Raw genomic sequence first — 26638 nt, 5'->3', positions numbered from 1 at the left:
GGTCCTCGTAGGACCCTCGTCAGCGACCACTATCCCATTCGGGACCGTCACGGCGGTCCGAACCGTCCTGTCGTTCCTGGTCGGACGGGCCGGGCTGTGGCTGATCCCACGAAGGACGCCACGGCTGGTTGTTGCCGGGAGGCTGCGTCGCCGGGGTCCACCCGGGGGGCGCGCCGTAGTTCGGCGGACCCGAGTGGCCACCGGGACCACCGGCCGGCGGGTAGCCACCGGAAGGCGGGTACGGCTGGCCGTAGCCACCCGGCCGCGGCGGCAGGCCGTTCGGGCCCGCGCCGTTGCTGCCCGGGGGCTCCGGGTTCGGCCGAGGCGGACCACCAGGAAGCTCACCGCCACCGGGTGCGGTACGCACCGGCGTCGGAGCCTCCTCCTGGACCGGCGGCCACGGCTCGCCACGCTCCTTCGCCAGCTCACCGGGGGTCTTGATCGGCGGCTTGTCCGACGGCGTACGACCACCGAACTCGTTGAACGCCGTGATCCTCGGCCGCTTCTCGACGCCGGCGAAGATCCGCTCCAGGTCCTTGCGCTGCAGCGTCTCCTTCTCCAGCAGCTCGATCACGAGGCTGTCGAGGATGTCGCGGTAGGTGTTGAGCACGTCCCACGCCTCGGTGTGCGCGGCCTCGATGAGCTTGCGCACCTCCTCGTCGATCTCGTGCGCGACCTCGAGCGAGTAGTCCGGCGCGTGGCCCATCGACCGGCCGAGGAACGGGTCGCCCTCGTCCTTGCCGTACTTGACCGCGCCGAGCCTGGCGGACATGCCGTACTCGGTGACCATCGCCTTGGCGATCTTGGTGGCCTGCTCGATGTCCGACGACGCGCCGGTCGTCGGCTCGTGGAACACCAGCTCCTCGGCCGAACGGCCGCCGAGCGCGAACACCAGGCGCGCGATCATCTCGGAGCGGGTCATGAGCTGCTTGTCGTCCTCGGGGACGACGAGCGCGTGCCCACCCGTCCTGCCACGCGGCAGGATCGTCAGCTTGTACACCGGCTCCAGGTCCGGCATCGCCCACGCGGCGAGCGCGTGCCCGCCCTCGTGGTAGGCCGTGATCTTCTTCTCCTTCTCGGAGATGATCCGGCTCTTGCGTGCCGGGCCGCCGATCACGCGGTCGACCGACTCCTCCAGCGCGACACTGTTGATCATCGTGCCGTTGGTGCGGGCGGTGAGCAGCGCGGCCTCGTTGATGACGTTCGCGAGGTCGGCGCCGGACATGCCGACGGTGCGCTTCGCGAGCCCGTCGAGGTCGGCGTCCGGGTCGAACGGCTTGCCCTTCGAGTGCACCTGCAGGATCTTCTTGCGGCCGGTCAGGTCCGGCGCGGACACCGGGATCTGCCGGTCGAACCGGCCAGGGCGCAGCAGCGCCGGGTCGAGGATGTCGGGCCGGTTCGTGGCGGCAATGAGAATGATGCCGCCGCGCGCGTCGAAGCCGTCCATCTCGACGAGCAGCTGGTTCAGGGTCTGTTCGCGCTCGTCGTGCCCACCGCCGAGGCCGGCGCCGCGCTGGCGGCCGACCGCGTCGATCTCGTCGACGAAGATGATGCAGGGCGCGTTCTGCTTGGCCTGCTCGAACAGGTCGCGCACCCGACTCGCACCGACACCGACGAACATCTCGACGAAGTCCGAGCCGGAGATCGAGTAGAACGGCACGGCCGCTTCACCGGCGACCGCGCGGGCCAGCAGCGTCTTGCCCGTTCCCGGCGGGCCGTACAGCAGCACGCCCTTCGGGATCTTCGCGCCCAGGGCCTGGTAGCGGCCGGGGTTCTGCAGGAAGTCCTTGATCTCGTACAGCTCTTCGACGGCCTCGTCGGCGCCCGCGACGTCCGAGAACGTCGTCTTCGGCATGTCCTTCGGCAGTTGCTTGGCGCGCGACTTGCCGAAGTTCATCACCCGGTTCCCGCCGCCCTGGACGTTGTTCATCATCCACATCAGGAGGATGAGCAACAGGCCGAGCGGGATCAGGAAGATCAGGATCTGGGTGAGGAAGTTCTCCTGCGTGACCGTCGTGTTGAACTCGGTCTTGTTGTCGACCTGGTCCTCTAGTTGCCGGTAGATGTCGCCCGTGGCGGCGGCGGGGAACTGCGTGATGATCTGGGTGACCTTCTGACCGTCCTGGTCGATCGGGTCACGCAGGGTCAGCTTGAGTCGCTGTTCCTTGTCCTCGAGCTCCGCCTTCTCGACGTTGCCGCCGGTGATCTGCGACGTGGCTTTCGACGTTGGCACCTCGGTATAACCGCGGGTGTCGTCGAACAGCATGCTGATCAAGAAGTAGAGCAGCAACACCACCAGGATCCACACCAGTGGGTTGCGAAGCAGGCGCTTGCGGTCCATCAACTTACGGCCGCGGAGCGGCCCGACCCTCCCTGACAGCACGTGATACCTGGCCGGACGAGGCACTCCGGTCCACCCAGGGTACCGCCCATGGCTGGGCACCCACTGCGCGAAGTACGCGAGCGGTGCCCACCTAGGTCCAACGGCGGAGGGGTCGAATCGGTTCCCGAGATGAAAGCGCTGGTCAGGACGTGACGGACGCGACCATCTCCCCGATGCGGTGCCGCAGGGTCGCCGCGTCGGCCGGTGCGATGGTCACCCAGTCGTTCTTCGTCTGGGTCAGGTAGCGGCCCGACTCGTTGTCGAACCAGGACAGCACCTGGCTGCGGCGGCGGCCCCGCATGTCGGTGCGGCTGTTCGCCGCGATCTGCCCGCCGCGCTGGTTCGGCATGGCGGTCAGCTTCGCGAGCGCCTTGCGGGTCTCCTGGTCGCTGCTCCGGCCACCTGCTCGCGCCCCGGCCGTCGCCAGCTCGTTCGACGGCAGCGAGATGGAGGTCTCCGAGCCGCGCCTGGCGGGCGGCAGCATGCTCACGATCGCGGACACCAGCCCGTCACGCGGGATGGACCGCAGCCGCAGACCGTCCTTCTGCTGGACCGCCAGGACCGCGGAACCCCGGCCGCTCGCGGCCAGCGCGGAGACCGCGGGCGCGCCGGTGTCCGGCAGGAAGACCGAGTCGATGCTCAGGTCCGGGTTCGCGAGCGCCAGCAGCCAGTCCTCCAGCCGCGGCTCGAGGCGGCCGGAGTTGTCGAGGAGCTGGTTCGCGACCAGCTCCTCCCGGATCCGCCGCCGCAGCATGGCCCGGCTGTCCATCGTCGCGCCGTGCGACTGGACCTCCAGCGGGTAGGGCGGTTCGCCCGCGTCGAGCGCTTCCCAGAGGAAGTCCAGTGCGATCGGGCTGATCAGCCGTTCCTGCTGCACGTCACTCGTCGTCCCCGCCGATGACCGCCGGGGCGGTCAGCTGGTCGTTGCCGAAGGCGCTCTCCGGGTCACCCTCGACGAGGTACGCGGGACGCTCGTGCTCCTGGTCCTCCTCGCCGTCACCCTTGCCGCGCGGAGCGCCACCCATGCCGCCGCCCGCGCCACCGCGGCCGCCCGGCGCCATGCCGGCGGGCGTCATGCCCTTGGGGCCGGTCGCGCCGGGGTTGCCCGAGCCCGCGCCTGCCCCGGCGCCACCCGCGCCACCTGCGCCGCCCGGACCACCGAAGCTGCCGAAGCCACCGCCGAAGCCACCGGCACCCGCGCCCGGCACGGAGGTCGACGGCACGCCGCCGGGACCGCCGCCAGGGCCGAAGGTGGGCGACGGGTTCGTCGGGCCGGGGTTGTAGCCGGAGGTGCCGGTGCCGAGGCCGCTGGGGAGCGGGGCGTAGCCGCTCTGGTCGGTCTGGTTGGGGTCGCCGAGGTAGCCATGGCCGGACGCGGCGTCCCCGGGACCGGCGACGCCGGTGTACTTCCCGGTCGGGGCGCCGGTGGTCGTGCCCCCGTTGTACACCTGCTGGTTGCCGGTGCCCGGGATGACCACCGAGCCGCCGGGGAGGCTGCCGCCGCCTACGCCGCCACCACCGATCCGCTCCTTGGGCGGGACGAACGACGGGGTCTGCGCGTCCACCGCGCTCATGGTCTTCGTGTAGGCGTTCAGGTAGGAGATCTGCTCGCGCTTGACCGCGTCCGCGGCGTCCTTCTGGGCCTTGATGTCCGCCTGCATGGCCGCGGGGCCACCGGCGATCATCGCGTTCAGGGACTGCTGGTTGTCGTGCTTCTGCGCGGGCGGCAGCTTGCGCACTTCCGTGGCGGCCAGCGACTGCTGCGACATCTGGACGCCCATCATCTGGGCGGTCTGGCCCGCACCACCCGCGGCCTGGGCGAGCGGCGACAGCGCGGTCTTCGCCGAGTCAGCCGCGACACCCGTCCAGGCACCGTCCAGGGCGTGCACTGCTTCGTAGAGCGCGTTGGCCGCCTCGGCCAGGCTGTTGCCACCCTCGTTGAACGCCCGGCCGAGGTTGTCGGCGGTCGAGGGGGCGTTGTTCTGGGTGGCGAAGTTGTACAGCTGCTCGCTGTCGAACGCGTCCCAGTTCGGGGTGTCCCCGATGGCGCGGTCCTCCCCCATCCGCACCTCGGGCGCCAGCTCGGCGGACTGGCTCGCGTTGATCGACTCCCGGATCTCCTGGGTCGTCGACCGGTCTTCGTCCGGCATGTGGTTCATGACCCGGCGCGTGTCCGCTGCCTGGTCGCCCGCGTACCGGTGGGTGTCGTAGTGCGGCTGCTGCTCGTTGTTCGGTGCCATTCGAAGCTCCCCCTTACTGGTCCTTCACCCTGGGAATGATCAGGTTCGCCATCTGGTTCGCGACCTCGCACGGGTCGTACTTGCCCTCGCCCGCGGACAGAACCCCGGCTGTCGCGTGAACCAGCCGCCCGCTCGGCAAGTCGACCAATACGTCACACGACACCACGGTGTCGGTGTTCAACGACTGCACGGCGGGCAGGCCGTCGATCTCGGTCGGTGTGTTCGTGATGGACGGTCCGGTGTCCACGTTCGCTGTCGTGACACCCTCCTGGAACCCGACCATGAGAGACGTCTCGTTCTCCCAGGTGCAGATCGCGTGGCCGTCCCTGAGGCTGTTGCCCTTCTCGCCCTCGGCGGAGCCCCCGAGTTCCTCGGCCTCGTCGGACGAGAGCAGTTCACACAACCGCGCCAGGGAGTACTCCGGCTCCTCGGACTCGGACGTCGTCGGCTCGGAGGACGTCTCCGACGACTGCGAACCGGTTTCCGTCGGTTTGGGCTGTCCTTCAGTCGCACTGTCACAGGCGACGAGGGCGCCGAGCGTGGCAACGCCGAGGACGGCCGCCGTCACACTTCGCCTCAACACAGAAAGCACTACTGCTGCGTCCGGTTGTAGGTGGCCTGGTGCAGCTCGTCCTCGTCCACGTAGTTCGCGATGCACTGCTTCAACGCGGTCTCGGCCTTTGCCGTCTGATCCGCGAGCAGAGTGAGGGCGGCCATGAAGGAGTCATCGCCGTCATAGCGGCCCATGGACTTCACAGCCATGGCCTGCCCGATGGGGTTCGCGCCCAACTGCACGTCGGAAGCACCGCCACGGGCGTTCCGGACCAGCACAGAAATCTGGTCCTTGACCTTGCCGAGCTTCTTCAGCGCGTCGGCGGCGGCTTCTGCTTCGATGGAGACCTGGCCGCTCATCGCGGCATTGCTGAAGGCGGCTACTGCGCCTCCGATTGCCTCGTACACCCTGCGCTCCCCTGGTTACTCGGCGCGCACACCCCTCTTGTGCGGCGCGTGACCGCTGTTGAGATTAACGCACGCGGATCACACACGGGGACGCAATCAGCACAAAGGGCCACCCGTCACCTGCGATGAGGACCCTCAGCGGCCGGGGTGGCCTTGGTCAGCAGTTCGCCCAGGTGGTGGCGGAGGGTTGCCGCGTCGGCCGGGGCGATGGTGATCCAGTCCGTGCCGTCGACGCCCTTCCTCGTGTAGGTCAGGTAGCGGCCCGTCTCCGTGTCGAACCACGACACGACCGGGGAGCGTGTGCGGCCGCCCATGGGGTTGCGGGTGTTGACCGCCAGTTGGCCTGCCCGCAGTTTGGGCTGTTCGGACAGTGCTTTCAGGACCTGGCGATCCGTGGTGGTCCGGCCGGCGGGTCTGCCCTTGGCCATGGCGGTCAGGTCCGCGGCCGGGATGGTGATCGACTGTTCCGAGCCGCGGCGGCTCGGGGGCAGCAGTGCCACCACCGACGACACCACGGCGCTCGGGTCTATGGCTCGCAGGCTCAGGCCTTGGCCGGTCTGTGTCGCCAGCAGTGCTCTGTGGCCGTCGCCTGTGGACAGGGCCGACACTCCCTCGAAGACGGCGTCCACGCTGTGCGTGCCCCGTGCCAGCAGGGTCAGCCAGTCCTCGACGTGCGGGGCCAGGCGGCCCTGGGGGTCCATCAACCGCTGGGCGCGCAGGTCCTCGAAGACGCGGTGGCGCAGCAGGCCGCGCTGGTCCATCGTCTCGCCGTGCGACTTGGCTTCCAGCGGGTACGGCAGTTCGCCTGCGGCCACGGACTCCCACAGGAAGTCCAGGGCCACCGGCGTGAGGAACTGCGTCACGACGAATAGACCTTCGGGTCCAGCGTGCCGATGTGCGGGAGGTCCCGGTACCGCTCCGCGTAGTCCAGGCCGTAGCCGACCACGAACTCGTTCGGGATCTCGAAGCCCACGTACTTGACCGGGACCTCGACCTTCACGGCGTCCGGCTTGCGGAGCAGCGTGCAGACCTCCAGCGACGCCGGGTTGCGGGACGCCAGGTTCTTCAGCAGCCAGCTCAGCGTCAGGCCAGAGTCGATGATGTCCTCGACGATCACCACGTGCCGGTTCGCGATGTCGCGGTCGAGATCCTTCAGGATGCGGACCACGCCGGAGGACGAGGTCGACGACCCGTAGGAGCTGACCGCCATGAACTCCATCTGCACCGGCACCGGCAGCGCCCTGGCGAAGTCGGTCATGAACATGACCGCCCCCTTGAGCACGCCGACCAGCAGCAGGTCACCGCGGTCGCCACGCTCCGGGTAGTCGTCGGCCACCTGCTTCGCGAGTTCTTTGATCTTGTCCTGGATCTGCTGCTCGGTGATCAAGACGGAGGCGATGTCGTCGCCGTACACCCGGTCCCCTCTCCTGGCTCCCACGCGGTTACCCGAAGCCTGCCACGGGCCCGGCTCACCGCAAAGTTGCCGGGTAACCAGACAGCGCCCTGACCCCGCCACTCACCGATCAGCGCGTCCGCCGAGCGCAGGTGCGCGTCGGTCAGTTCAGGCACGCCGGCATCGAGGAGCCACCTGCGCAGCGCCCTGCGCCGCAGCGCCGCCGGTTCCGCCGCCAGCACCGGCACCGCCAGCTCCCCCTCGGCGCGCGCCGACTCCAGGAGCCGGGCCGCGAGTGTGTCCAAGGCCTCAGTGTCGTCACGCAGCTGCGCCGCGGTCCGCGCCAACGCGGGCGCCACCCCGCCCTGCAGCACGTCCTCCAGCAGCGGCAGCACCTCCCTCCTCAGCCGCACCCTCGTGTAGGCCGGATCGACGTTGTGGGGGTCGTCCCACACGGTCAGACCCAGCTCCGCGCACGCTGCGACAGTGGTAGCACGGGGCACCGACAAAAACGGGCGTCCCCAAGGGAAGTCCAGGTCGCGCATGCCCGCGACCGAGCGCGGGCCGGAACCGCGGCCGAGGCCGAGCAGCACCGTCTCGGCCTGGTCGTCCTGCGTGTGTCCCAGCAGTACCAACGGAAAACCCGCGGAACGCAGCGCCTGGTACCTCGCCGACCTGGCCGCCGCCTCCGGGCCGCCGCGGCCGGTCACCGACACCGTCAGCACGCGGACGTCCTCGAAGCCGAGGCCGTGCAGCTGTTTCGCCGCGGCCGCCGCGACCTCCGCGGAGCCCTCCTGCAGCTGGTGGTCGACGATCAGCCCGTGGACCACGAGGTCACGCCGGGCGGCGACGTACGCGCTGGCCGCGGCCAGCGCCAGCGAGTCCGCACCACCCGACACCGCGACGCCCACATCGGACACCGGGCCTGCCTTGTCGAGCAGCTGCCGCACCGCCTGCCGGGTGCGGGCGACCGGCGCGAACCGGGTCACCGGCCGTGGACGCGCCGCACCCACGTCGCCGGGTCGGAGATCTCCGCCCGCAGCGGCACCGTCTCGGGCGACTCCCACACGCGGTTGAAGCCGGTCATGCCGACCTCGTCCACGACGTACCTGGTGAACGCGGCACCGGCCGCGTACTGCTTGACCTTCGCGTCCACCCCGAGCAGCGACCGCAGGAGCCGGTCGAGCACCCCGCCGCCGCGGCGGCGCTGCGTGAACCGGGCACGGATCGTCGACACGCTCGGCACGACGGACGGGCCGACCGCGTCCATCACGTGGTCCGCGTGCCCCTCCAGCAGCGTCGACAGCGCGATCAGGCGGTCGAACACCTCGCGCTGCCGCGGCGACTGCAGCACCTCCATCAGCCCGATGGGGCCGGGGCTGGCGTCGGAGTCGTCGGCGCGGTTGCGGATCTGCTTGAGGATCTCCGGCAGCCGCGTGAGCGCGCCGGTCGCCGTCTCGTCCAGTCCGGACAGGAACGACGCGACCTCGCCTGCGAAGTAGTCGCGCAGCCACGGCACCGCCGTGAACTGCAGCCGGTGCGTGCACTCGTGCAGGCACACCCACATCTGGAAGTCCTCGTCGGGCACGTCGAGCGCGCGCTGGGCGGCCATGATGTTCGGCGCCACCAGCAACAGCCTGCCGCCCTGCGGGTCGCCGCCGAACGGGTCGTATTGGCCGAGCACGCGGCCGCCGAGGAACGCCAGCACCATGCCGGCCTGGACGCCGGCGCTGCCCGCGAGCACGCCACCCATCGGGCGGTTCTGGCCGGAAGGCAGGGCGCCGTCGGTCAGCGCGGCGAGGCCCTCCGCCGCGGCCTCGACCCACCGGCGCCGGTCGACGACCTCGCCGGGGTGCAGCGGCAGGTCCAGCCCGAGGCCGGTCAGCTCGCGCACGTGGTTCTCGGCGACGTCGGTCGCGTCGCGCAGTTGCGCGACGGCCTGCTCCGCCTCTTCCATCGGCACTGCCGGGCCCGGTTTGATCAGCTTGTGTGCGGTGGCCACAGCGATGCCCCAGTCCACCGGGGACCTGGTCTCGTTCTCCTGGTCAGCCGCCGCGCTCATGACATCGACGCTACCCGACCGGACGTGAAACGTCCGTGTCGATGGCACTACTGACAGCCACAACCCCGCAACGCCGCGGTCACGTTGTCCAGTGCGGGCCGCGCGGACGTCGACACCGTGCCGCTCGTCAGGAACGCGAACACCAGCGGCCGGTTGTCCTTGTCCAGCACGATCCCCGCGAGCGAGTTGATGCCGGTCAGCGAACCGGTCTTGGCACGCACCCAGCCCTTGCCCGCGGCCGACTCGCCCTCGGTGTACCGGTCGGCGAGGGTGCCGCTGCCGCCCGCGACGGGCAGGCCGCCGAGCAGCGGGCGCAGCTTCGCGGTGCGCGGGTCCTTGCCGTCCGGGCTGGCCGCGACCGCGAGGACCTCGGCGAGCAGGCGCGCGGTCATCTTGTTCTCCTCGGACATGCCGCTGCCGTCGCGCAACGTCACACCGTCGACGACGAAACCGTTCTCGCGCAGGATGTCCAGCATCGCCTTGCTCGCGCCGTCGAAGTTCGGCTCCTCGCCCGCCTTGACCGCGACCTCGCGGGCGAGGACGTCGGCGAGGGTGTTCTCCGAGCGGTTCAGCATGTTGTCGACGAGCTGCGTGACCGGCGCGGACCTGATCTCGCCGAGCACCTTCGCGTCCGCGGCGGCCTTCTTCTCGATCGAACCGGCCGGGGACGCGCCGATGCGGTCGGCGAACTCGTCGACCAGCGTGGCGCCGGGGTCGGTCGTGCGGGCCACGTAGTTCTCCGTCGGGTCGCCCTGCCGGTCGCCGTCGAGCATGGCGGGCACGATCGGCGCGATGTAGCCCGCGCCGATGTCGGCGGGCAGCCAGCTCGGCGCGAGTCCCGGCGCGGCGTAGCGGCTCTGGTCGATGTAGACGGTCTGGACCTGCGCGCCACTGGCCTTGACCTGGTCGACCAGCTCGGAGAGGTGCGCCGCACCCGGGTAGATCGACTCCTCGCCGACCGGCAGCGAGGAGATCGTCGGGTCGCCGCCGCCGACGATGATCACCTCGCCGGGCTGGTCGCCCTCGACGACCATGGTGGCCAGCTGTTCCGTCGGGTCCAGGCTGAGCAGCGCCGCCGCGGCGGTGAGGATCTTGCCGGTGGAGGCGGGGGTGGTCGCGCCGTCCGCGTTCTTCTCGTACAGCGTCTCGCCGGTGGCCGGGTCGATGACGATGCCGTTGACGTTGCCGAGAGCCGAGCTGGCCATGGGGCCGGACAGTGCCTGCTCGACGCCCTGCCGGGTGGGGCCGGGGGTGGCGGCGTCGGGGCCGTGCAGCGCCGGGGTGTAGCTGACCGGCGACGGTGGCGGGGCGATCGCGACCGGGTCCTCGCCGGTCAGGCCGAGCTTGTCGGACACACCGGGGATGCCGAAGACCACGCCCGCGGCGATCGCGATGACGGCCGCGATCGAGATGGCCGCGATCAGCAGGGGTTTCCTGGTCTTCGTCTGCTCCTGCTCGGATTCCGGTTCGTCGGCTTCCGGGTGCGCGCCGACGCGCCGGGGTGCGGCGCGGGCCGGCTCCGGAGGTGGCCAGTCGGCGCGGCGGTCGGGCTCCGGGCGCTCCGGGCGGCTCAGGTTGACGGTGGTGCTGTCGGTGAAGCTCTTGTCGCGCCGGATGAAGGTGGTGGCGGAGTTGTCCGCGCGGACGAAGCTCGGGGGCTCCTGGCGGCGGACGAAGCTCGTTTCGTTGTTGTCCGGCCGGGTGTCCTGGCGGTTGTGCGGACGGTTCTCCTGGCGGTTGTCCGGGCGGAGGAAGCTCGGCGGGGCGGATTCCTTCCGGGGCGGCGGACTGACCGGGCGGACGAAGCTGGTCGGGGCGTCCTCCGGCCTGCGTCGCGCGCCTTCTTCACGGCGGTCACCCGCACCGCCGCCGGGTTCGTTGCGCACGCCGTTGGCGGGCCGGGGGCCCGGTTCGCTGCTCTGCTGGCGCCCGGTCCGCTCGTCGTCACCGGCGCTGGGCCGGGAAGCACCCGCCGCGGCACCCTGGGTCTCCTGCCGGCCAGGGCCGGGCTCGTCGGAGCCGCCGGCACTCGGTGCGTCGCGCTGGGAGTCGCCGCCGGTACTCCTCGGCCGGCCGAGGCCCTCCGCGCTCGTGTCCGTGTCCTTGTCGGTGCTCGCCTGCTCCGACTCGGCCTGCGCCGCGTCCGGAGTGGCCTTTTCCTCGTTCGAAGGCGGCCAGGCGGGGCGTTTCACGATGGCGGTCTTCGCGTCCGCCGATTTGGGGAGTGGGCGGGAGAAAGATCTGACCGGGTCCTCTGCCGCCTGTCTTTCCAGATCAGCCACCGGCCACGACACCGGTTGGGTGATCTGCTGCTCAGGTCGGGCGTGCGGTTCGTCACGCCCCTCGCCGGCGGTCTCCGGGGCCTCGGTGTCCGGCTCGCTGTCGGCGTCCTCGGCGGGCGCAGGCTGCGACTCCGCCTGCTCAGCTGGCTCTTTCTGCTGGTCAGGGACCGGCAACTCGTGGGTTTCCGCGTCCTTGGCCCGGGCCGACGAGGAGTCGTCGTCGGTCGTCGGCCAGAGGTCCCCATCCCCGGACTGCGGCACGTGCCCTCCCCAATCGGTAACCAGCAGTGGTCCACACTAGATGGCACCCAGACACGAGCCGATTTGAGCGAGGAAAACCGTGGAGTTCGACGTCACGATCGAAATCCCCAAAGGCGTGCGCAACAAGTACGAACTGGATCACGTCACCGGCCGGATCCGCCTGGACAGGACCCTGTTCACGGCCACCCAGTACCCGGCCGACTACGGCTTCGTGGAGAACACCCTCGGCGAGGACAGTGACCCGCTCGACGCGCTGGTGCTCGTCCAGGAGCCGACGTTCCCCGGCTGCCTGATCAAGGCCAGGGCCATCGGCATGTTCCGCATGACCGACGAGAAGGGCGGCGACGACAAGGTGCTGTGCGTGCCCGCGGAGGACCCGAGGACCGAGCACCTGCGCGACATCCACCACCTCGCCGAGTACCACCGGCTGGAGATCCAGCACTTCTTCGAGGTCTACAAGGACCTGGAGCCGGGCAAGAGCGTCGAGGGCGCCACCTGGGTGGGCCGCGACGAGGCGGAGAAGGAGATCGTCCGCTCCTACCAGCGGCTCAAGGACGCGGGCGGCGTCTACCCGCACTAGGCTGGTCCGTCTGCTGACCAGGCGCGGACCTCAGCACGAAGATCCACGGGACGTGACGAAGAGGCAGGCCCCGCGCACCCCCTGAGTGCGCGGGGCCCTCACCTCCCCGGGTCAGTGTGCGATCGCCGGAGCGGCCGCCGCTGCCTCGTCGTCGGCGACCCGCTGGATGCCCGACTTGTCGGACAGCGGGGTCTCCTTGAGGAACCACATCAGCACGAACGCCACCAGCGTCACGAACCCGCCGACCATGAACACCGTGTCGATCGACTCGGCGAAGCCGGTCAGGATCGGCCTGGCCAGTGTCGGGTCGAGGCTGTTCAGGAACTCGGTGTTGTTCAGGTCGAGACCGCCGCCGCCACCCTGGAGCATCTTCGCGAACTCCGGGTTCTGACCGGCCGCGGCGAGGAACGCCGGGTCGGTCCGCACGGCGGTGAACGCGCCCGCGATCTTCTCGCCGACCAGGCCGAACAGGATCGACAGGAACACCGCGGTACCGACGGTGCCGCCGATGGACCGGAAGAACGTCGCCGACGAGGTCGCGACACCCATGTCCTTGGCGGGCACGTCGTTCTGGATCGCCAGGATCAGGGTCTGCATGCACAGGCCGAGACCCAGGCCCGCCAGGCCCATGATCAGCATGGTCGAGACGAGCGGGGTGTCCACGCCGATCTGCGCGAACAGGAACATCGACACCGACACGATGAACAGGCCCGCGATCGGGAACCGCTTGTAGCGCCCCGTCTTCGAGATCAGGATGCCGGAACCCATCGACGCCACGAGGATGCCCGCGGTCATCGGCAGGGTCTGCAGACCCGACTCGGTCGGCGTCGCGCCCTTCACGATCTGCAGGTACAGCGGCAGCGACATCATCATGCCGAACATGCCGATACCCATCACGAAGTTGATGATGTTGGTCAGCGAGAACACCGGCCTGCGGAACAACCGCAGCGGCAGCAGTGCCTCGTCGCCCATCAGCCGCTCCACGAACACGAACGCGACCAGTCCGACGACGCCGAGGCCGTACATCGCCCACGCGGCGCCGGAGTCCCAGCCCCACACCCGGCCCTGCTCGGCCACGATCAGCAGCGGCACCAGCATGACGGTGAGCGCGGCCGCGCCCCAGTAGTCGACGCGGTGGTTCACCCTGGCGTGCGGCACGTTCAGGAACCGCGCGACCACGAACAGCGCGACGATGCCGAGCGGCACGTTCACGAGGAACACCCAGCGCCAGCCGTCGACGCCGAAGATCGTGCCCGCCCCGGCGAAGAACCCGCCGATCACCGGCCCGAGGACGCTGGACGTGCCCCAGACCGCCATGAAGTAGCCCTGGTACTTGCTGCGTTCCCGTGGCGACACGAGGTCGGCGAGGATCGCGAGCGCCAGCGACATCAGACCACCGGCACCGAGGCCCTGGACCGCGCGGAACGCGGCCAGCTCGTACATCGAGGTCGCCATCGCCGACAGCACGGAGCCGGCCAGGAACAGCGTGATCGCGGTCAGGTACATCGGCTTGCGGCCGAGGATGTCGGACAGCTTGCCGTACAACGGCGTCGAGATCGTCGACGTGATGAGGTACGCGGTGGTGACCCACGCCTGGATGGTCTGGCCGTGCAGCTGGTCGGCGATCGTCTTGGTCGCCGAGCCCATGATCGTCATGTCGAGGGCGGCCAGCAGCATGCCGAGCAGCAGCCCGGCGAGAATCGTCATGATCTGGCGGTGCGACAGGACGCCGCCCCGCTCCCCCTGCACCTCGGGCACAGTGCGCGAGGTTGACTCGGACATCTACTTCTCCCCTTCGGAACGCGCGGCGAAGGCCACACATTCGTTGATCATCGTGGGCAGCTGGCGCTCGTGATCGGTCACGAACCGTTCGAGCAGATCGAGGAACCTGTCCACGTCCTCGGGCGCCCACTGCTGTACTACGCGAGCCAGCGCCAGGCCCAGCCGCCTGCGCTGCTCTTCCAGGAGTGCCTTCCCCGCCTCGGTCGGGGCGAGCACGCTCGCCCTGCCGTCCTCCGGGTCGGCCATCCGCTCCACCAGACCGTCCCGCACCATCGCGGCGATCTGCCTGCTGACCGTCGACGGATCCGAGTGGATCGCCGCCGCCAGCGCGCTCGACCGGCTCGGACCCTGGTGCACGAGGGTCTTCAGCAGCAGAATGGTCGACCGGTCGACACCGGCCTTGCTCATCTTGTGACCGAGCGTCGCCTGCTGCTTGCCGATGCCGAAGATCGCGCTCGCGAGCCTGCGGCCCGCCTCGATCTGCTCCTCGGTCAGCACGGCCGGCTCGGAGTCGGTCCCCGCAACGACCACGACCCGTCCTCCTATTGCTTGCATCACCCAATTAGTTGGTCGATACAAGCATGCGCTTCGTCCAACTGCGCAGGCAAGCGGATAAGGTGTGACGCCGATCCCAGGGCACCTCTGCTGACCTGCACAAACTTCCACAAGTGGACATGTGGGACGTACCCGGCGGTGAACATCACGCGGCGGACGAGCGCAACTCGTTACATTCTCACGGTTGGCACAAGTGTGGCGCAGGCGACAAACTGCTCCAATGCGTCGACTCCTTGCGATGGTCCTCGCGGCCGCCACCGCCTTCTCGCTCGCCGCCGCGGCTCCGGTCGCGACCGCCGAGCCCGTGACCAAGTGCGCACCCGATCCGGCGGCGGCCAAGCAGCAGCTGCGTGCCGAGTGGATCGCGAGCGTCGCCAACATCGACTGGCCCTCCGCCCGCGGCCTCACCGCGGACCAGCAGAAGGCCGAGCTGGTCCGCTGGTACGACGAGGCCGTCGCGCTGGGCCTCAACGCGGTGGTCGTGCAGGTCCGGCCGACCGCGGACGCGTTCTGGCCGTCGCCGTTCGAGCCGTGGTCGCACTGGCTCACCGGCACGCAGGGCCAGGACCCCGGCTACGACCCGCTGGCCTTCGCGGTCGAGGAGGCGCACAAGCGCAACCTCGAGTTCCACGGCTGGTTCAACCCGTACCGCGTGTCGATGGGCACCGACGTCAACGCGCTCGTGCCGACGCACCCCGCACGCGTGCACCCGGACTGGGTGCTGCCCTACGGCGGCAAGCTGTACTACAACCCGGGCATTCCCGAGGTCCGCGAGTTCACGATCGACGCGATCATGGACGCGGTCCGCAAGTACGACATGGACGCGGTCCACTTCGACGACTACTTCTACCCGTACCCGGTGGCCGGGCAGGTCTTCGGCGACGCGGCGACCTATGCCGAGTACGGCAACGGCCTGTCGCTCGCGGACTGGCGGCGCAAGAACGTCGACCTGCTCATCTCCGAGCTGTCGGGACAGATCCGGTCGGCGAAGCCCTGGGTGCAGTTCGGCATCAGCCCGTTCGCGATCTGGCGCAACTCCTCGACCGACCCGGCGGGCTCGCCGACGCAGGGCGGCGTGCAGACCTACGACGACCTGTACGCGGACACGGTCAAGTGGGTGCGCGAGGAGTGGATCGACTACATCACGCCGCAGGTGTACTGGAACATCGGGTTCGCGGTCGCCGACTACGCGAAGCTCGTGCCGTGGTGGTCGGACATCGTGGCCGGGACGGACGTGAACCTGTACATCGGGCACGCCAACCACAAGGTCGCGAACCCGGCACAGCCTGCGCCGTGGCAGGACCCGAACGAGATGAGCCGCCAGCTCACGTTCAACCAGGACTACCCGGAAGTGGAAGGCGACGTCTACTTCTCGGCCGTGCAGGTGCGCGCGAACCGCTTGCAGCACATGACGATCGTGAAGGAGGACCACTACTCCCAGCCCGCGTTCGCACCGACCGCGGACCGGCTGGCGGCACGTGGTCCCTCGGCGCCGTTGATGGCGGACGCGTCACGGACGGCCGACGGTGTGCGGGTGCGGTGGCTCGCGAACGGCGCGACCTCGTACGGCGTCTACCGGTTGGACGGGCACGACCTCGTCGGCCGCTGTGACATCGCGGACGCGACGCACCTGGTCGGGTCGGTGCGGGCGAAGCGGGGTGTGCTGCAGTCGTTCACCGACACGACGGCCGTGCCGGGCCAGCGGTACACGTACGTGGTGACGGCGCTGGACCGCTCGCACAACGAGAGCCGCGCCAGCCAGCCACGGTTCACGAAGGCCTGATGCCCCGAACGGCGCTTTCGGGACGCCGAGTGTCCCGAAAGCGTCGTTCAGGGCATGGCTCCTAGGCCCAGCCCGGCATCGGGTAGGCGGACAGCAGTTCCTTGACCTCGGCGGCGATGGTCGCGATGGCGGTCTCGTCGCCGTCGTTCGCGGCCGTCGCCGTGCGGTCGATCCACTCGGCGATCTGCGGCATCTGCTCGGTGCCCAGGCCGCGGGTGGTGATCGCGCCGGTGCCCAGGCGCAGGCCGGACGGGTCGAACGGCTTGCGCGGGTCGAACGGCACGGTGTTGTAGTTCAGCTCGATCCCGGCCCGGTCGAGGGCCTTGGCGAGCGGCTTGCCCGCGGTGCCCTTGCCGGTGACGTCCATCAGGATCAGGTGGTTGTCGGTGCCACCGGACACGAGGTCGAAACCGCGCGCCGTCAGCGCCTCGGCGAGTGCCTTGGCGTTGGCGACGACACCGGCGGCGTACTCGCGGAACTCCGGCCGCGCGGCCTCGGCCAGCGCGACGGCGATGCCCGCGGTGGTGTGGTTGTGCGGGCCGCCCTGCAGACCGGGGAAGACGGCCTTGTCGAGCGCCTTGGCGTGCTCGGCGTCGGACATGAGCATCGCGCCACGCGGGCCACGCAGCGTCTTGTGCGTGGTGGTCGAGATGATCTGCGCGTGCCCGACCGGCGACGGGTGCGCGCCACCGGCGACGAGGCCCGCGATGTGCGCGATGTCGGCGACCAGGACCGCGCCGACCTCGGCGGCGATCTCCGCGAACGCCGGGAAGTCGATGGTGCGCGGGATGGCGGTGCCACCGCAGAAGATCAGCTTCGGCCGCTCGGCGCGCGCGAGGTCGCGCACCTCGTCCATGTCGACGCGGCCGGTGTCCTTGCGCACGCCGTACTGGACCGCGCGGAACCACTTGCCGGTGGCGGAGACGGACCAGCCGTGCGTGAGGTGGCCGCCCGCGGGGAGCGCCATGCCCATGACGGTGTCGCCGGGCGCCGCGAGCGCCAGGTAGACGGCGAGGTTGGCCGGGGAGCCGGAGTAGGGCTGCACGTTGGCGTGGTCGACGCCGAAGACGGCCTTGGCGCGCTCGATGGCGAGCGTCTCGACCTGGTCGATGAACTGCTGGCCCTCGTAGTAGCGCTTGCCCGCGTAGCCCTCGGAGTACTTGTTGGTCAGAACCGAGCCGGTGGCCTCGAGTACGGCGGTGGAGACGTAGTTCTCCGACGCGATGAGACGCACCTTCTCGAACTGACGCGCAGCCTCGCCTTCGACGAGCTGGGCGATGTCGGGATCGGCGGCGGCAAGGTGCGGGATCGCCGGCTGGTGCATGGTCGTGCCTCCATGGTGGTCGGTGCCGCGACGACACTATCTGTCGTGGCCGGGTGCATCGAGCCGCGCCCGGATCTGTGCCACGAGCTGGGTGACCTCGGCGTTCCCGCCGCGCGGCGCGGCCGGCCACTCGTCGAGCCGGGGCCACCAGTAGTCCCGTGGCGTGCCCGGGTACCGCGGGACGAGGTGCAGGTGCAGGTGGTCGATCCGGTGCCCCACGATCGACGAGTAGACGTGCTCGGCCTGGAGCGCGTGTGCGGCTGCCGCCGCCCACCGGCCGAGGGCCGCGGCTTCGTCGGGGGTGAGATCGGCGAGGCCCTGGACGTGGCGCCGGGGTTCGACGACGAGGTGGCCGAGGTAGACGGGGCCGTCGGCCAGGTCGGGCAGCACGTGCCCGAGGACCATGAGGTCGTCGGCTGCGATGACCCCGTCACCGGCCTGGTGCTTGTCGCAGATGTAGCACGCCACGCGGGGACGTTACCCCGAGCGCACGGCACCGCTCACCCGCACGAATGCGAAACAACCTGCCGCGACCGCGAATCCGCCCGTACGGCAGCCCCCACCCTGCCCCGGGGGCGTCCCGCCTTGCCAGTCTATCAGCTGGAGGTCACGATTCAAGGGCTGTGGGCCGAACTGTGGACAACTGGTGCGGCTGTGGACAACCAGAGCGTGTCCAGCCACCAACCGCCTGCGGTCCGAGGGTGTCGCTGGGTCGGGACCAACACTGTCAAGCGCGGGGAGGCGGACTGGTGCGGTGCGGCGTGCACCAGCGGCGGGTGCAGCCGTTCGTGCGGTCCACGAACGGGGTGCCGCACGTGTCGCAGCGCTTCAGCCGCCGCCAGCCCGTCACCGCCACCAACGCGGCGAGCCCGCCCGCCGCGACGACCAGCTCCGGGTCGCGGCGGGCGACAGCCACGTAGACCACGCACCACACCCCACCGACGGACCGCAACCGCGGGCGGGCCCCGGCCAGCACCTCGTTCAACCGCGCGGCGGCGGCTCGCTCGTCCGGCAACGACAGGACCACGGTGGACAGCCGCGACGACGGCAGCAACCGCTCCGCCACCGCCAGCGCGGGGTCCAGCGCACGAAACGGGGGCACGACCTTCATTCCACTATGGACACCCCCATCGACCGGGCCGTACCCGCGATCGTGCGCATCGCCGCCGCCACGTCCGTCGTGTTGAGATCGGGCAGCTTGCGTTCCGCGATCGCGCGCAGCTGCTCATGGGTCAGCGAACCCGCCCTGTCGTGCCCCGGCCGCGCGGATCCCTTGCTGCCCAGCGCCTTCCTGATGAGAAACGACGTCGGCGGGGTCTTCAGGCGCAGCTCGAACGAACGGTCCTCGAAGACCGTGACCACGACCGGCACCACGTCACCGCGTTGCCCGCTCGTGCTCGCGTCGTAGGAACGCTTGACCTCCACCAGGTTCACGCCGGTCTGCCCCAGCATCTTGCCGAGGTCCACCATCGGCGCGTCGCCCGCGGGCAGTTCCAGCGTGACCTGGAACGTCTGTTTCTTCTTCGGTGCCATGGGGAGCACGTTAGGAATTGACGTTACGTGAAACTCAAGTGCGAACTCGTGCGCGCCTGGTTACCGTCCGTCCATGGACGCCGACATACTCGAGTACTACGACCGCGGCGGCGAGGACACCCGTCTCGTCGACTCCGTGGAACTGTTGCGCACCAAGGCCTTGCTGCAACGGTACCTGCCGAAGAACGCGACTGTCCTCGACGTCGGCGGTGCCTCCGGCGTCTACGCCACGTGGCTCGCCGAGGAAGGGCACGACGTCCGGCTCGTCGACCCGGTGCCCCGGCACGTGGCCACCGCGCGTGCGAAGGGCATCGACGCGGTCGAGGGAGACGCCCGCGCGCTGGCCGAACCCGACGCCAGCCGCGACGCCGTCCTCCTCCTCGGCCCGCTCTACCACCTGCTCGACCGCGCCGACCGGGTGCGCGCCCTGGCCGAAGCCGGGCGCGTCAGCAAGGGCCTGGTCGTCGCGGCCGCGATCAGCCGCTGGTCACCCATGTTCGAAGGCATGCTCCGCGGCCTGGTCGACGTCCCCGGGTTCACCCCGATGCTGCGCGAGGACCTCACCTCCGGCACGCGTCGCGGCACCCAGCACCACCCGTTCGGCTTCACGACCTGCTACTTCCACCGCCCGGAGGAACTCGAGAGCGAGGTGGTGGACGCGGGCCTCACGCTCGTCGACCTCCTCCCCGTCGAGGGCATGGCGGAGTGGATTCCCGACGTCGCCGACCGGCTCGCCGACCCGGACAAGCGTGCGCTACTGCTCGAACTGCTCGAGCGCACCGAACGCGAACCCGCGCTCGTCGGCGCCACCGCGCACCTGCTGGCCATCGCACGCAGGTAACCCGGTTGCCCGCGCGCGGCCGCCGGTGGTCCACTACGCGCCATGGATCAGGCGGCCGCGCTCGCGGCGTTCGACGCACAGCTCCGCAACGTCGTCCGGCCCACGCTGGACGGTGGGCAGTTCGAGCGGGTCGGCCCGGTCATCCGCTGCGTGAGCTCCGCGCCGGACGGCTGGTCCGGTGTCGAGTGGTCCGATGTGGACGAGACGACCGCCGATGCCGTGATCGCCGAGCAGGTCCGGTTCTTCACCGAGGCCCGGCGCGACTTCGAGTGGAAGTACTACGCCTACGACAAGCCCGCCGACCTGCCCGAGCGCCTGCTCAAGGCCGGTCTCCTGCCGGGCGAGGAGGAGGCGCTGATGGTCGCGGACGTCGCCGACGTGCCCGATGTCGCCACCCCGGACGGCATCCGGCTCGTCACAGTGTCCGATGAGGACGGTCTACAGCAGGTGAAAGCCGTGCACGACAGGGTGTTCGGCGGCGACCATACCGCGATGATCGACAGCATGCGCGAGCGGCTGCCGTCCGGTGCGGTGGCGCCGGTGCTCGCGCTCGCCGGTGACGAGGCCGTGTGCGCGGCGCGCGTGGACTTCCACATCGGCACCGACTTCGCGAGCCTGTGGGGCGGCGGCACGCTCCCCGAGTGGCGCGGGCGCGGCATCTACCGCGCGCTGGTGAGCCACCGCACGAAGCTCGCCGTCGGGCGCGGCTACCGCTACCTGCGCACGGACGCGCTGCCGACCAGCCGTCCGATCCTGGAGAAGCTCGGCTTCACGCGCCTCACGACGACCGTTCCGTACACCCTGCCCTAAACGGGTTCGATGCCGTCCCGGTGCCTGCGCATCAGCTCGCGGTAGATCTCCGGGTTGTGGTCCACCCACGCCTTGGCCGTGCCGACGAGCGGGAGGAACGTCTTGGCGGGTGACCCGACGGCCACGGTCTCACCGGGCACCTCGGTCCCCGGTGTGACGGTCGACCCGGCCGCGATCAGCGCGCGCGGACCGACCACGGCACCGTCGAGCACCGTGGAACCGTTGCCCACCAACGCTTCCGCGCCGATGGTGCAGTCGTGCACGAGACACAGGTGCCCGATGGTCGCGCCGGGCCCGACCTCGCACACGCCGTTGCCGACGTGGATCACCGAGTTGTCCTGCACGTTCGCGCCCTCGCGGATCACGATCGCGCCGAAGTCCGCGCGGATCACCACGCCGTACCAGACGGACGCGTCCGCCTCGACCGTCACGTCACCGACGAGCGTGGCGGTCGGCGCGATCCACGCGTCCGGGTGCACGACCGGGGACTTGCCTTCGAAGGAGAACAGGGGCACCGGCCCACCGTAATGTGCGACTACGAAGCCCGTCGCACGACGTCCGCGAACAGCGCCGCGATCTCGTCCGGCGCGAAGCCCATCGCGTTCTCACCGACCGTCAGCTCGACACGACACCGATCGGGCCACGACTCGGGCCGCGCCCGGGTGAACACGTGCACTCCCTGTTCCTCGACGAGTGCCTTGCTCGCCGCCTCGGCCGCGGCGGCGGGCACCGGCAGGCGGACGTGGAACATCGGCGTGTGCGGCGGGTCGGGCAGCACGTCGGCGACACCGCCGGAGGTGACGGCCTTGGCGATGGCGACGGCGTGGTCCCGGAACGCGGCCATCCTCGGCAGGATCTCGTCGAGCCCGACCAGGGCGGCGAGGGCGAACGGCCACGCGTCGGGCATGGCGCCGCCGAGCCGCTGCCGCCACACCTCGGCGTGGTCGATCGTGGCCTCGTCCCCGGCGAGCACCGCACCGCGCACGCCTTCGAGTCCTTTGTAGAGGGACACGTAGACGGTGTCGAACAACCCGGCGATCTCGGCGTGCGGCCGGTCGTAGAACGGCTGGGACTCCCAGAGCCGCGCACCGTCGAGGTGGACGGCAGCGCCGCGGTCGCGGGCCCAGGCGACCTGCGCCGTCAGCTCGTCCCAGGCCGGGAGGAAGCCGCCGATCTCCCGCTGTGGCAGCTCGATGAGCAGCGCACCGACGGGTTCCTTGACGGCGTCGAGGTCCTCGCGGGTCAGCAGCCGCTCGGGGAAGCCCGCCGGCTGGAACCGCAGCCCGTGGACGACGGCGTACCCGCGCTGCTCCCACAGGTCGAGGTGGTTGGCGGGGTGCGCGGTGAAGGTGGTCCGCCCGGTCCGTTCGGCGTGGATGCGCAGCGCGACCTGCTGGGCCATGGTGCCGGTGGGGAAGAACAACGCCTTCTGCTTCCCGAGCAGCTCGGCGAGCCGCTGCTCCAGCCGCGCGACCGGGTCACCGGGCAGCGCGTCCTCGGACACGGCGTCGAGCATCCGCCGCAACACGAAAGCCGGCCTGCGCCGCGTCGGCCCGTGTGCCGCCACCGACCGCTGAACACCGCTCATGAACCGCTCCTAGGCTCGGGGCATGTTGCGCACCTTCTCGGCCGCCGACGAGTGGCCACCCGGTCTCGACGACGCGGTCACGTTCGCGGCCGGATGGCACGCCGACCAGAAGCGCCCCGCGGGTGAACCGTACGTCGAACACCTGAAGGAGGCCACGGCCTTTCTGGCGTACGGCGCGGGAGTCACCTCGCCGTCGCTGCTCCGCGCCGCGGTCCTGCACGACGTGGTCGAGGACACCGACTGCACACTGGCGCAGGTCCGCGACACCTTCGGCGACGACGTGGCAACCCTCGTCGACTGGGTGACGAAGGGCGACGACCGCGCCGCGTACCTCGACCGCCTCCGCGACGCGCCGCGGGAGGCGCTGCTGGTGAAACTCGCGGACCGGGCGAGCAACGTCCAGCGCCTCGACACGCACCCGCGCCCGCGCCCGGAGAAACAGCGCTCGTACTACGCGGAAACGGTCCGCTCGATCGTGCCGCTGTCGTCGGCACACCCGTGGTTCGCGGACTGGTACGCGTCGTGGCAGCGGGAATTCGCCTATCTGGCCTGACGCACCCGAAACCATGTCAGGCCCCGTCCCAACTGCTTCGGGACGGGGCCTGACCTGGAGCCGCCTGTCGGAATCGAACCGACGACCTGCTCATTACGAGTGAGCCGCTCTAGCCGACTGAGCTAAGGCGGCGACGTGGTCATAGTGTAACCGGCGCCCGGGCGTCACCTCACACGACCTCCGTCGTTACATAGGTGCTGGTCGGGGGACTGGTCGGGAGTCGAGGAGGATGCCGATGCGCGGAGGGTCGCAACTCGCGACGGCGGCGGGGCTGGCGGCGCTGGTCCTTGGCCTGGTCGCCGCGCCTGCCGCTGCTCAGCCCACCACGCCGATCCCCACGCCGACGGACCCGGAGTCGCCGGGGATGTCGTCGCCGGTCGGGCCGGTGCCGCCGGGGCGTGCGGTGGGTGATGCCGGGACCGGGCTCGGCATCGTGCGGATCCTGCCGAACTCGACGCCCACCAAGGCGATCGTGCCCGGCATGGAGGACAAGCTGCCCAAGCAGTCGGCCGCCGAGCTCGGGTTCGGGCTCGCGACCGCGCAGGTCAACTCCGAGGCGTACCTGTCGTTCGAACGGTCGGTCGCGCAGGCCGCGCCCGGTGGGCTCGCCATCCAGGGCGGCAGCCCGCAGGCGCCCGGCGCGCTGTCGCAGACCGCGTCGCCCGACAACCCGCAGCCCATCCACAACGGGCTGACGCTCCCGTCGACGCCGCTCGACACGCTCATCCGCGCCGGTGCTCTCCAGGGGCAGGTGCACGCCAGGTGGAGCGACACCGTGGGCCCGTGCGTCGGGACGATCGCCGACGCCACCACCGAGATCGCCAGCCTGTCGCTGCTCAACGCGATCCCCACGCTGCCGTCGACCCCGGACCTGACCGGTGTGTTCGACGCCCCCAAACTCGACGCGAACGCCGACAAGGCCGTGATCGACGGCCTCAAGAAGCTCGCGGGCCCGCTCTCCACCCTGGGCGGCGCGCTGTCCGGCGGCGCGAAGCCCTCGGCGGACGGCGCCGGTTCGCTCGTCAGCCTGCCGAACACGTTGTCCGCGCGGTCGGTGGTGCGGCTGGTGGACATCCCCGGCTCGGCGAACAAGGCGGTGCAGTCGACGTCGACGATGCAGGTCGCCGCGCTGAAGCTGCTGGCCGGTACGCCGTTCGAGATCACGATCCGCGTGGTCAGCCAGCCGACGCTGCAAGTCACGTCGACCGGCGACGAGAAGACGTCGACGGTGACGTACACGGCGCCGGTGCTCGCGGTCGAGCAGGGCGGCAAGGTGATCGGGCAGCTCGACGCGGCGAACCCGAAGTTCGACATCCCGGTCGGCATCCCGCTCGCGCCGGGCGCGCCGTCGTTGCCGATCATCGGTGACCTGCTGGCCAACGGGCAGCAGGTGACGCAGGCGTTGCAGCGCCTCGACCTGGGTGTCATCCGGCTGGGGGTCGCGCAGCTCGACCAACGCGGCACGCCGATGACGTCGCCGTTCACCGGGTTCCAGCTCGGGGCGACGGCGCGGATGCTCGACGTGCAGGTGCTGCCGACGCAGGCGCTCGGGCTGCCGAACCTGCCGTCGGCGCTGGCGCAGGTCGCGCTGGGTGAGCAGGTCGCGCGTGCGTACGCGCCGACGGGTGGGGTGGTGTGCCGGACGTCCGAGCAGCCCACGCCGCCGCCGACGCCGAAGCCGCAGGGGCGGGCGCCGATGGAGCTGGCGTACACGACGATGGCCTACAAGACGATCCCGATGTTCTGGGCCGGGACGGCCATGTTGCTGATCGGCGTGGTGCTGGTGGCGGCGTTGCCGACGCTGCGCTCGCCGCGACTCGCGCAGGGTGGCCCAGGTGCGACGGACCCGGACGCCGGTTCGGCGGAACAGGTGCGGGACACCGGGACCGGAGCGACCGGCAGGGAGTCTGCGGACTCCGCCGAGGCCGGGGACGCAGAGTCGACGGACGCGGAGGCCGCCGAGACCGGCGAAGCAGAGTCGGCGAAGGCGGAACCTGCCGAAGCCGAAGCCGAGCCCGGCGACGCGGAGCCGACCGAGGCGGAACCCGCCGAAGCTGAGTCCGGCCATGCGGAGCCGACCGAGGCGGAACCCGTCGAGGCCGAGCGCGCCGACGTGGAGTCGGCCGACGTGGCAACGGCGGACGCGGAGTCGGCGGATGCCGAAGCCGGCAACGCCGAGTCGGCGGAGTCAGTGCACACGGAGTCAGTGCAGGCGGAGTCTGCGGAAGCCGAGGTGAAGGACCAGTCTCCGGACGGTGAGACCGGCAAGTGAGCCCGGCTGAGCCGGCCCCGGACGGGGCCGGCTTGGCCTCCGGCCCCCTCGAACCACGCTACGGCACGGGTACGACACCGGCGGTCGGATGATCGCGAGTTGTCCACAGGTGGCGGGGTTGTCCACAGGCCCCGTCCACCTGCCGCTGTCGCGGTTTACCTGCTGATCAGTGGGTGCTCCGCGCCTACTTCACGATCGAGTAGCCACGTGCCTGTGGACAACTCAGCCGAAGTGCATCGCGGTCAGCATCGCCTCGATGGCGATCCTCGGTTTCACGTTCAGCTCCATCGCCTCGCGGCACGCGAGGACGGCCTCCAGGCGCTTCAGCGTCGAGTCCGGTGTCCACGTGGCCGCGGCCTGGCGTGCGTCGCGTTCACGGTCCGGGTGGTTCAGGGTCGCGTCGCTGCCCGACGACACCACCAGCACGTCGCGGTAGAACGCCGCCAGATCGACCAGGGCCAGGTCGATGGCGTCGCGCTGGGTCCTGGTCGCCCGGCTTTTCTGCCTGCGCTCCAGCTCCTTGATGGCCGCCGCGCTGCCGCGGGTCGCGCTCGCCGTGCCCTTGCCGGTGCCGCCGTGGCCCATCGCGGTCTTCAGGGCTTCCTTCTCCGCCTCGTCGCGGGTGCCGCTGACCTCGCTCGCGTCCGCCTCGGCCGCCTTCACCAGGACGTCCGCGCAGTCGAAGACATCCGCCAGGCGGCGCAGGTTCAGCGGGATCCGCAGCACCGACTCGCGGCGGGTGCGGGCCGATTCGTCCGTGGCCAGGCGGCGGGCGCGGCCGACGTGGCCGCCGCACACCGACGCCGCCCACCGCGCCATGTCCGGCGAGATGCCGTCGCGGGTCTGCAGGACCTCCGCGATGGCGGCGGACGACGGGGTGCGCAGGCCGAGGTGGCGGCAGCGCGACCGGATCGTCACCGGCACGTCCTCCGGGTGGTCCGACGGGGCGGCCAGCAGGAAGACGGTCCGCTCCGGTGGCTCCTCCACCGCCTTGAGCAGCGCGTTCGCGGCGCCCTCCGTGAGGCGGTCCGCGTCCGTGATGATCACCACCTGCCAGCGGGCACCGGTCGGCCTGCGGGCGGCGATCTGCACCAGCGAGCGCATCTCCGCCACCGAGATCGACAGGCCCTCCGGCACGACCACGTGGACGTCCGCGTGGGTCCCGGCCATCGCCGTCCGGCAACCGGCGCACGAGCCGCAGCCCGTGCCCGTCTCGCACTGCAGCGCCGCCGCGAACGCTTTCGCCGCAACGGACCGGCCGGAACCGGGTGGGCCGGTGAACAGCCACGCGTGCGCGACCGCCGACGTCGAGCCGCCTTCGAACGTGCCGTCGACGATCTTCGCCGCCACGGTCGCCGACGCCGTCAGCACTTCGACGGCCTCCGGCTGGCCGACCACCTGCGACCACACGGTGCCCACAGCGCGCCTCCGGTTAC

At 70.6% G+C, this 26638-nt stretch carries 25 protein-coding genes and 1 tRNA gene; 6 read left to right on the top strand and 20 right to left on the bottom strand.

Annotated elements, in window-relative coordinates; genetic code table 11:
- Positions 1–19 precede the first annotated feature (19 nt).
- The 10 genes from ftsH to dacB all read right to left on the bottom strand — a co-directional run bounded on the left by ftsH (position 20) and on the right by dacB (position 11581).
- Positions 20–2341 (bottom strand): ATP-dependent zinc metalloprotease FtsH, encoded by a 2322-nt coding sequence (gene ftsH, locus FHR82_RS16930; RefSeq protein ID WP_184811320.1) that lies wholly within the window; start codon positions 2339–2341, stop codon positions 20–22.
- A 184-nt stretch (positions 2342–2525) separates the two neighbouring features.
- A complete protein-coding gene (locus FHR82_RS16925) occupies positions 2526–3260 on the bottom strand; it encodes an ESX secretion-associated protein EspG (protein ID WP_184811319.1) in 735 nt (244 codons plus the stop codon).
- Position 3261: 1 nt separating this feature from the next.
- Positions 3262–4623, bottom strand: coding sequence for a hypothetical protein (locus FHR82_RS16920; protein ID WP_184811318.1), 1362 nt, complete (start codon positions 4621–4623; stop codon positions 3262–3264).
- A 13-nt stretch (positions 4624–4636) separates the two neighbouring features.
- On the bottom strand, positions 4637–5191 hold the full coding sequence (locus tag FHR82_RS16915; protein ID WP_184811317.1) for a DUF3558 domain-containing protein: 555 nt from the start codon (positions 5189–5191) through the stop codon (positions 4637–4639).
- A 23-nt stretch (positions 5192–5214) separates the two neighbouring features.
- Positions 5215–5583: a hypothetical protein gene (locus FHR82_RS16910; RefSeq protein ID WP_184811316.1), complete on the bottom strand. Its 369-nt coding sequence runs from the start codon at positions 5581–5583 to the stop codon at positions 5215–5217.
- 116 nt (positions 5584–5699) lie between these two features.
- Positions 5700–6446, bottom strand: coding sequence for an ESX secretion-associated protein EspG (locus FHR82_RS16905; RefSeq protein ID WP_184811315.1), 747 nt, complete (start codon positions 6444–6446; stop codon positions 5700–5702).
- Complete coding sequence (gene hpt, locus FHR82_RS16900; protein ID WP_184811314.1) at positions 6443–6997, bottom strand: hypoxanthine phosphoribosyltransferase; 555 nt, start codon at positions 6995–6997, stop codon at positions 6443–6445. The genes FHR82_RS16905 and hpt overlap by 4 nt, the downstream gene beginning before the upstream one ends.
- Positions 6967–7965 carry a tRNA lysidine(34) synthetase TilS gene (tilS, locus tag FHR82_RS16895; protein ID WP_184811313.1) on the bottom strand — a complete coding sequence of 333 codons (999 nt, stop codon included), beginning with the start codon at positions 7963–7965 and terminating at the stop codon, positions 6967–6969. The genes hpt and tilS overlap by 31 nt, the downstream gene beginning before the upstream one ends.
- Positions 7962–9038, bottom strand: coding sequence for an Rv3626c family coenzyme F420 biosynthesis-associated protein (locus FHR82_RS16890; RefSeq protein WP_184811312.1), 1077 nt, complete (start codon positions 9036–9038; stop codon positions 7962–7964). The genes tilS and FHR82_RS16890 overlap by 4 nt, the downstream gene beginning before the upstream one ends.
- Before the next feature lie 47 nt (positions 9039–9085).
- Positions 9086–11581, bottom strand: coding sequence for a D-alanyl-D-alanine carboxypeptidase/D-alanyl-D-alanine endopeptidase (gene dacB / locus FHR82_RS47445; protein ID WP_184811311.1), 2496 nt, complete (start codon positions 11579–11581; stop codon positions 9086–9088).
- A 79-nt stretch (positions 11582–11660) separates the two neighbouring features.
- Here dacB and FHR82_RS16880 point away from each other — a divergent pair, with 79 nt between their 5' ends.
- Positions 11661–12161: an inorganic diphosphatase gene (locus FHR82_RS16880; protein ID WP_184811310.1), complete on the top strand. Its 501-nt coding sequence runs from the start codon at positions 11661–11663 to the stop codon at positions 12159–12161.
- Positions 12162–12272: 111 nt separating this feature from the next.
- Here FHR82_RS16880 and FHR82_RS16875 read toward each other — a convergent pair whose 3' ends face one another.
- On the bottom strand, positions 12273–13943 hold the full coding sequence (locus FHR82_RS16875) for an MDR family MFS transporter (protein ID WP_184811309.1): 1671 nt from the start codon (positions 13941–13943) through the stop codon (positions 12273–12275).
- Positions 13944–14474: a MarR family winged helix-turn-helix transcriptional regulator gene (locus FHR82_RS16870; protein WP_184811308.1), complete on the bottom strand. Its 531-nt coding sequence runs from the start codon at positions 14472–14474 to the stop codon at positions 13944–13946.
- 244 nt (positions 14475–14718) lie between these two features.
- Here FHR82_RS16870 and FHR82_RS16865 point away from each other — a divergent pair, with 244 nt between their 5' ends.
- Positions 14719–16281, top strand: a complete 1563-nt coding sequence (locus tag FHR82_RS16865) for a glycoside hydrolase family 10-like protein (protein ID WP_184811307.1) — start codon at positions 14719–14721, stop codon at positions 16279–16281.
- Between the two features lie 61 nt (positions 16282–16342).
- Here the strand turns inward: FHR82_RS16865 and glyA are convergent, their stop codons facing one another.
- From glyA to FHR82_RS16845, 4 genes are all read right to left on the bottom strand, one after another.
- Complete coding sequence (gene glyA, locus FHR82_RS16860) at positions 16343–17605, bottom strand: serine hydroxymethyltransferase (RefSeq protein WP_184811306.1); 1263 nt, start codon at positions 17603–17605, stop codon at positions 16343–16345.
- A gap of 36 nt (positions 17606–17641) precedes the next feature.
- Positions 17642–18073 (bottom strand): HIT domain-containing protein, encoded by a 432-nt coding sequence (locus FHR82_RS16855; protein WP_184811305.1) that lies wholly within the window; start codon positions 18071–18073, stop codon positions 17642–17644.
- Positions 18074–18332: 259 nt separating this feature from the next.
- Positions 18333–18707: a CGNR zinc finger domain-containing protein gene (locus tag FHR82_RS16850; protein WP_184811304.1), complete on the bottom strand. Its 375-nt coding sequence runs from the start codon at positions 18705–18707 to the stop codon at positions 18333–18335.
- A gap of 5 nt (positions 18708–18712) precedes the next feature.
- A complete protein-coding gene (locus FHR82_RS16845; RefSeq protein WP_184811303.1) occupies positions 18713–19138 on the bottom strand; it encodes an uL11 family ribosomal protein in 426 nt (141 codons plus the stop codon).
- A 73-nt stretch (positions 19139–19211) separates the two neighbouring features.
- Here FHR82_RS16845 and FHR82_RS16840 point away from each other — a divergent pair, with 73 nt between their 5' ends.
- Positions 19212–19979: a class I SAM-dependent methyltransferase gene (locus FHR82_RS16840; RefSeq protein WP_184811302.1), complete on the top strand. Its 768-nt coding sequence runs from the start codon at positions 19212–19214 to the stop codon at positions 19977–19979.
- Between the two features lie 42 nt (positions 19980–20021).
- On the top strand, positions 20022–20789 hold the full coding sequence (locus FHR82_RS16835; RefSeq protein ID WP_184811301.1) for a GNAT family N-acetyltransferase: 768 nt from the start codon (positions 20022–20024) through the stop codon (positions 20787–20789).
- Here the strand turns inward: FHR82_RS16835 and FHR82_RS16830 are convergent.
- Positions 20786–21304, bottom strand: coding sequence for a gamma carbonic anhydrase family protein (locus FHR82_RS16830; protein WP_184811300.1), 519 nt, complete (start codon positions 21302–21304; stop codon positions 20786–20788). The genes FHR82_RS16835 and FHR82_RS16830 overlap by 4 nt on opposite strands.
- Positions 21305–21324: 20 nt before the next feature.
- Positions 21325–22377, bottom strand: a complete 1053-nt coding sequence (locus FHR82_RS16825) for a threonine aldolase family protein (RefSeq protein WP_184811299.1) — start codon at positions 22375–22377, stop codon at positions 21325–21327.
- 22 nt (positions 22378–22399) lie between these two features.
- Between FHR82_RS16825 and FHR82_RS16820 the strand changes: the two genes are divergently transcribed.
- Positions 22400–22930 carry an HD domain-containing protein gene (locus FHR82_RS16820; RefSeq protein WP_184811298.1) on the top strand — a complete coding sequence of 177 codons (531 nt, stop codon included), beginning with the start codon at positions 22400–22402 and terminating at the stop codon, positions 22928–22930.
- Positions 22931–22985: 55 nt separating this feature from the next.
- On the opposite strand, the gene FHR82_RS16815 is transcribed toward FHR82_RS16820, so the two are convergent.
- Positions 22986–23062: transfer RNA gene (locus tag FHR82_RS16815), tRNA-Thr, on the bottom strand.
- Between the two features lie 103 nt (positions 23063–23165).
- Here FHR82_RS16815 and FHR82_RS16810 point away from each other — a divergent pair.
- On the top strand, positions 23166–25202 hold the full coding sequence (locus FHR82_RS16810) for an ICP22 family protein (RefSeq protein WP_225944035.1): 2037 nt from the start codon (positions 23166–23168) through the stop codon (positions 25200–25202).
- 222 nt (positions 25203–25424) lie between these two features.
- Here FHR82_RS16810 and FHR82_RS16805 read toward each other — a convergent pair whose 3' ends face one another.
- Positions 25425–26621 carry a DNA polymerase III subunit delta' gene (locus FHR82_RS16805; protein WP_311771116.1) on the bottom strand — a complete coding sequence of 399 codons (1197 nt, stop codon included), beginning with the start codon at positions 26619–26621 and terminating at the stop codon, positions 25425–25427.
- Positions 26622–26638: the final 17 nt, after the last annotated feature.

It is taken from the genome of Actinophytocola algeriensis (genome assembly GCF_014203735.1).
In the GTDB taxonomy this organism is placed as follows: Bacteria; Actinomycetota; Actinomycetes; order Mycobacteriales; family Pseudonocardiaceae; genus Actinophytocola; species Actinophytocola algeriensis.
This window is presented reverse-complemented; position numbering and strand designations above follow the sequence as displayed.

What these genes read in the sequence shown, in the direction of transcription:
- FHR82_RS16920 (WP_184811318.1), bottom strand. Translation starts at nt 4,623, where the DNA reads ATGGCACCGAACAACGAGCAGCAGCCGCACTACGACACCCACCGGTAC.
- FHR82_RS16820 (WP_184811298.1), top strand. Translation starts at nt 22,400, where the DNA reads ATGTTGCGCACCTTCTCGGCCGCCGACGAGTGGCCACCCGGTCTCGAC.
- FHR82_RS16835 (WP_184811301.1), top strand. Translation starts at nt 20,022, where the DNA reads ATGGATCAGGCGGCCGCGCTCGCGGCGTTCGACGCACAGCTCCGCAAC.
- FHR82_RS16840 (WP_184811302.1), top strand. Translation starts at nt 19,212, where the DNA reads ATGGACGCCGACATACTCGAGTACTACGACCGCGGCGGCGAGGACACC.
- FHR82_RS16875 (WP_184811309.1), bottom strand. Translation starts at nt 13,943, where the DNA reads ATGTCCGAGTCAACCTCGCGCACTGTGCCCGAGGTGCAGGGGGAGCGG.
- FHR82_RS16825 (WP_184811299.1), bottom strand. Translation starts at nt 22,377, where the DNA reads ATGAGCGGTGTTCAGCGGTCGGTGGCGGCACACGGGCCGACGCGGCGC.
- FHR82_RS16810 (WP_225944035.1), top strand. Translation starts at nt 23,166, where the DNA reads ATGCGCGGAGGGTCGCAACTCGCGACGGCGGCGGGGCTGGCGGCGCTG.
- FHR82_RS16865 (WP_184811307.1), top strand. Translation starts at nt 14,719, where the DNA reads ATGCGTCGACTCCTTGCGATGGTCCTCGCGGCCGCCACCGCCTTCTCG.
- ftsH (WP_184811320.1), bottom strand. Translation starts at nt 2,341, where the DNA reads ATGGACCGCAAGCGCCTGCTTCGCAACCCACTGGTGTGGATCCTGGTG.
- glyA (WP_184811306.1), bottom strand. Translation starts at nt 17,605, where the DNA reads ATGCACCAGCCGGCGATCCCGCACCTTGCCGCCGCCGATCCCGACATC.
- FHR82_RS16890 (WP_184811312.1), bottom strand. Translation starts at nt 9,038, where the DNA reads ATGAGCGCGGCGGCTGACCAGGAGAACGAGACCAGGTCCCCGGTGGAC.
- FHR82_RS16845 (WP_184811303.1), bottom strand. Translation starts at nt 19,138, where the DNA reads ATGGCACCGAAGAAGAAACAGACGTTCCAGGTCACGCTGGAACTGCCC.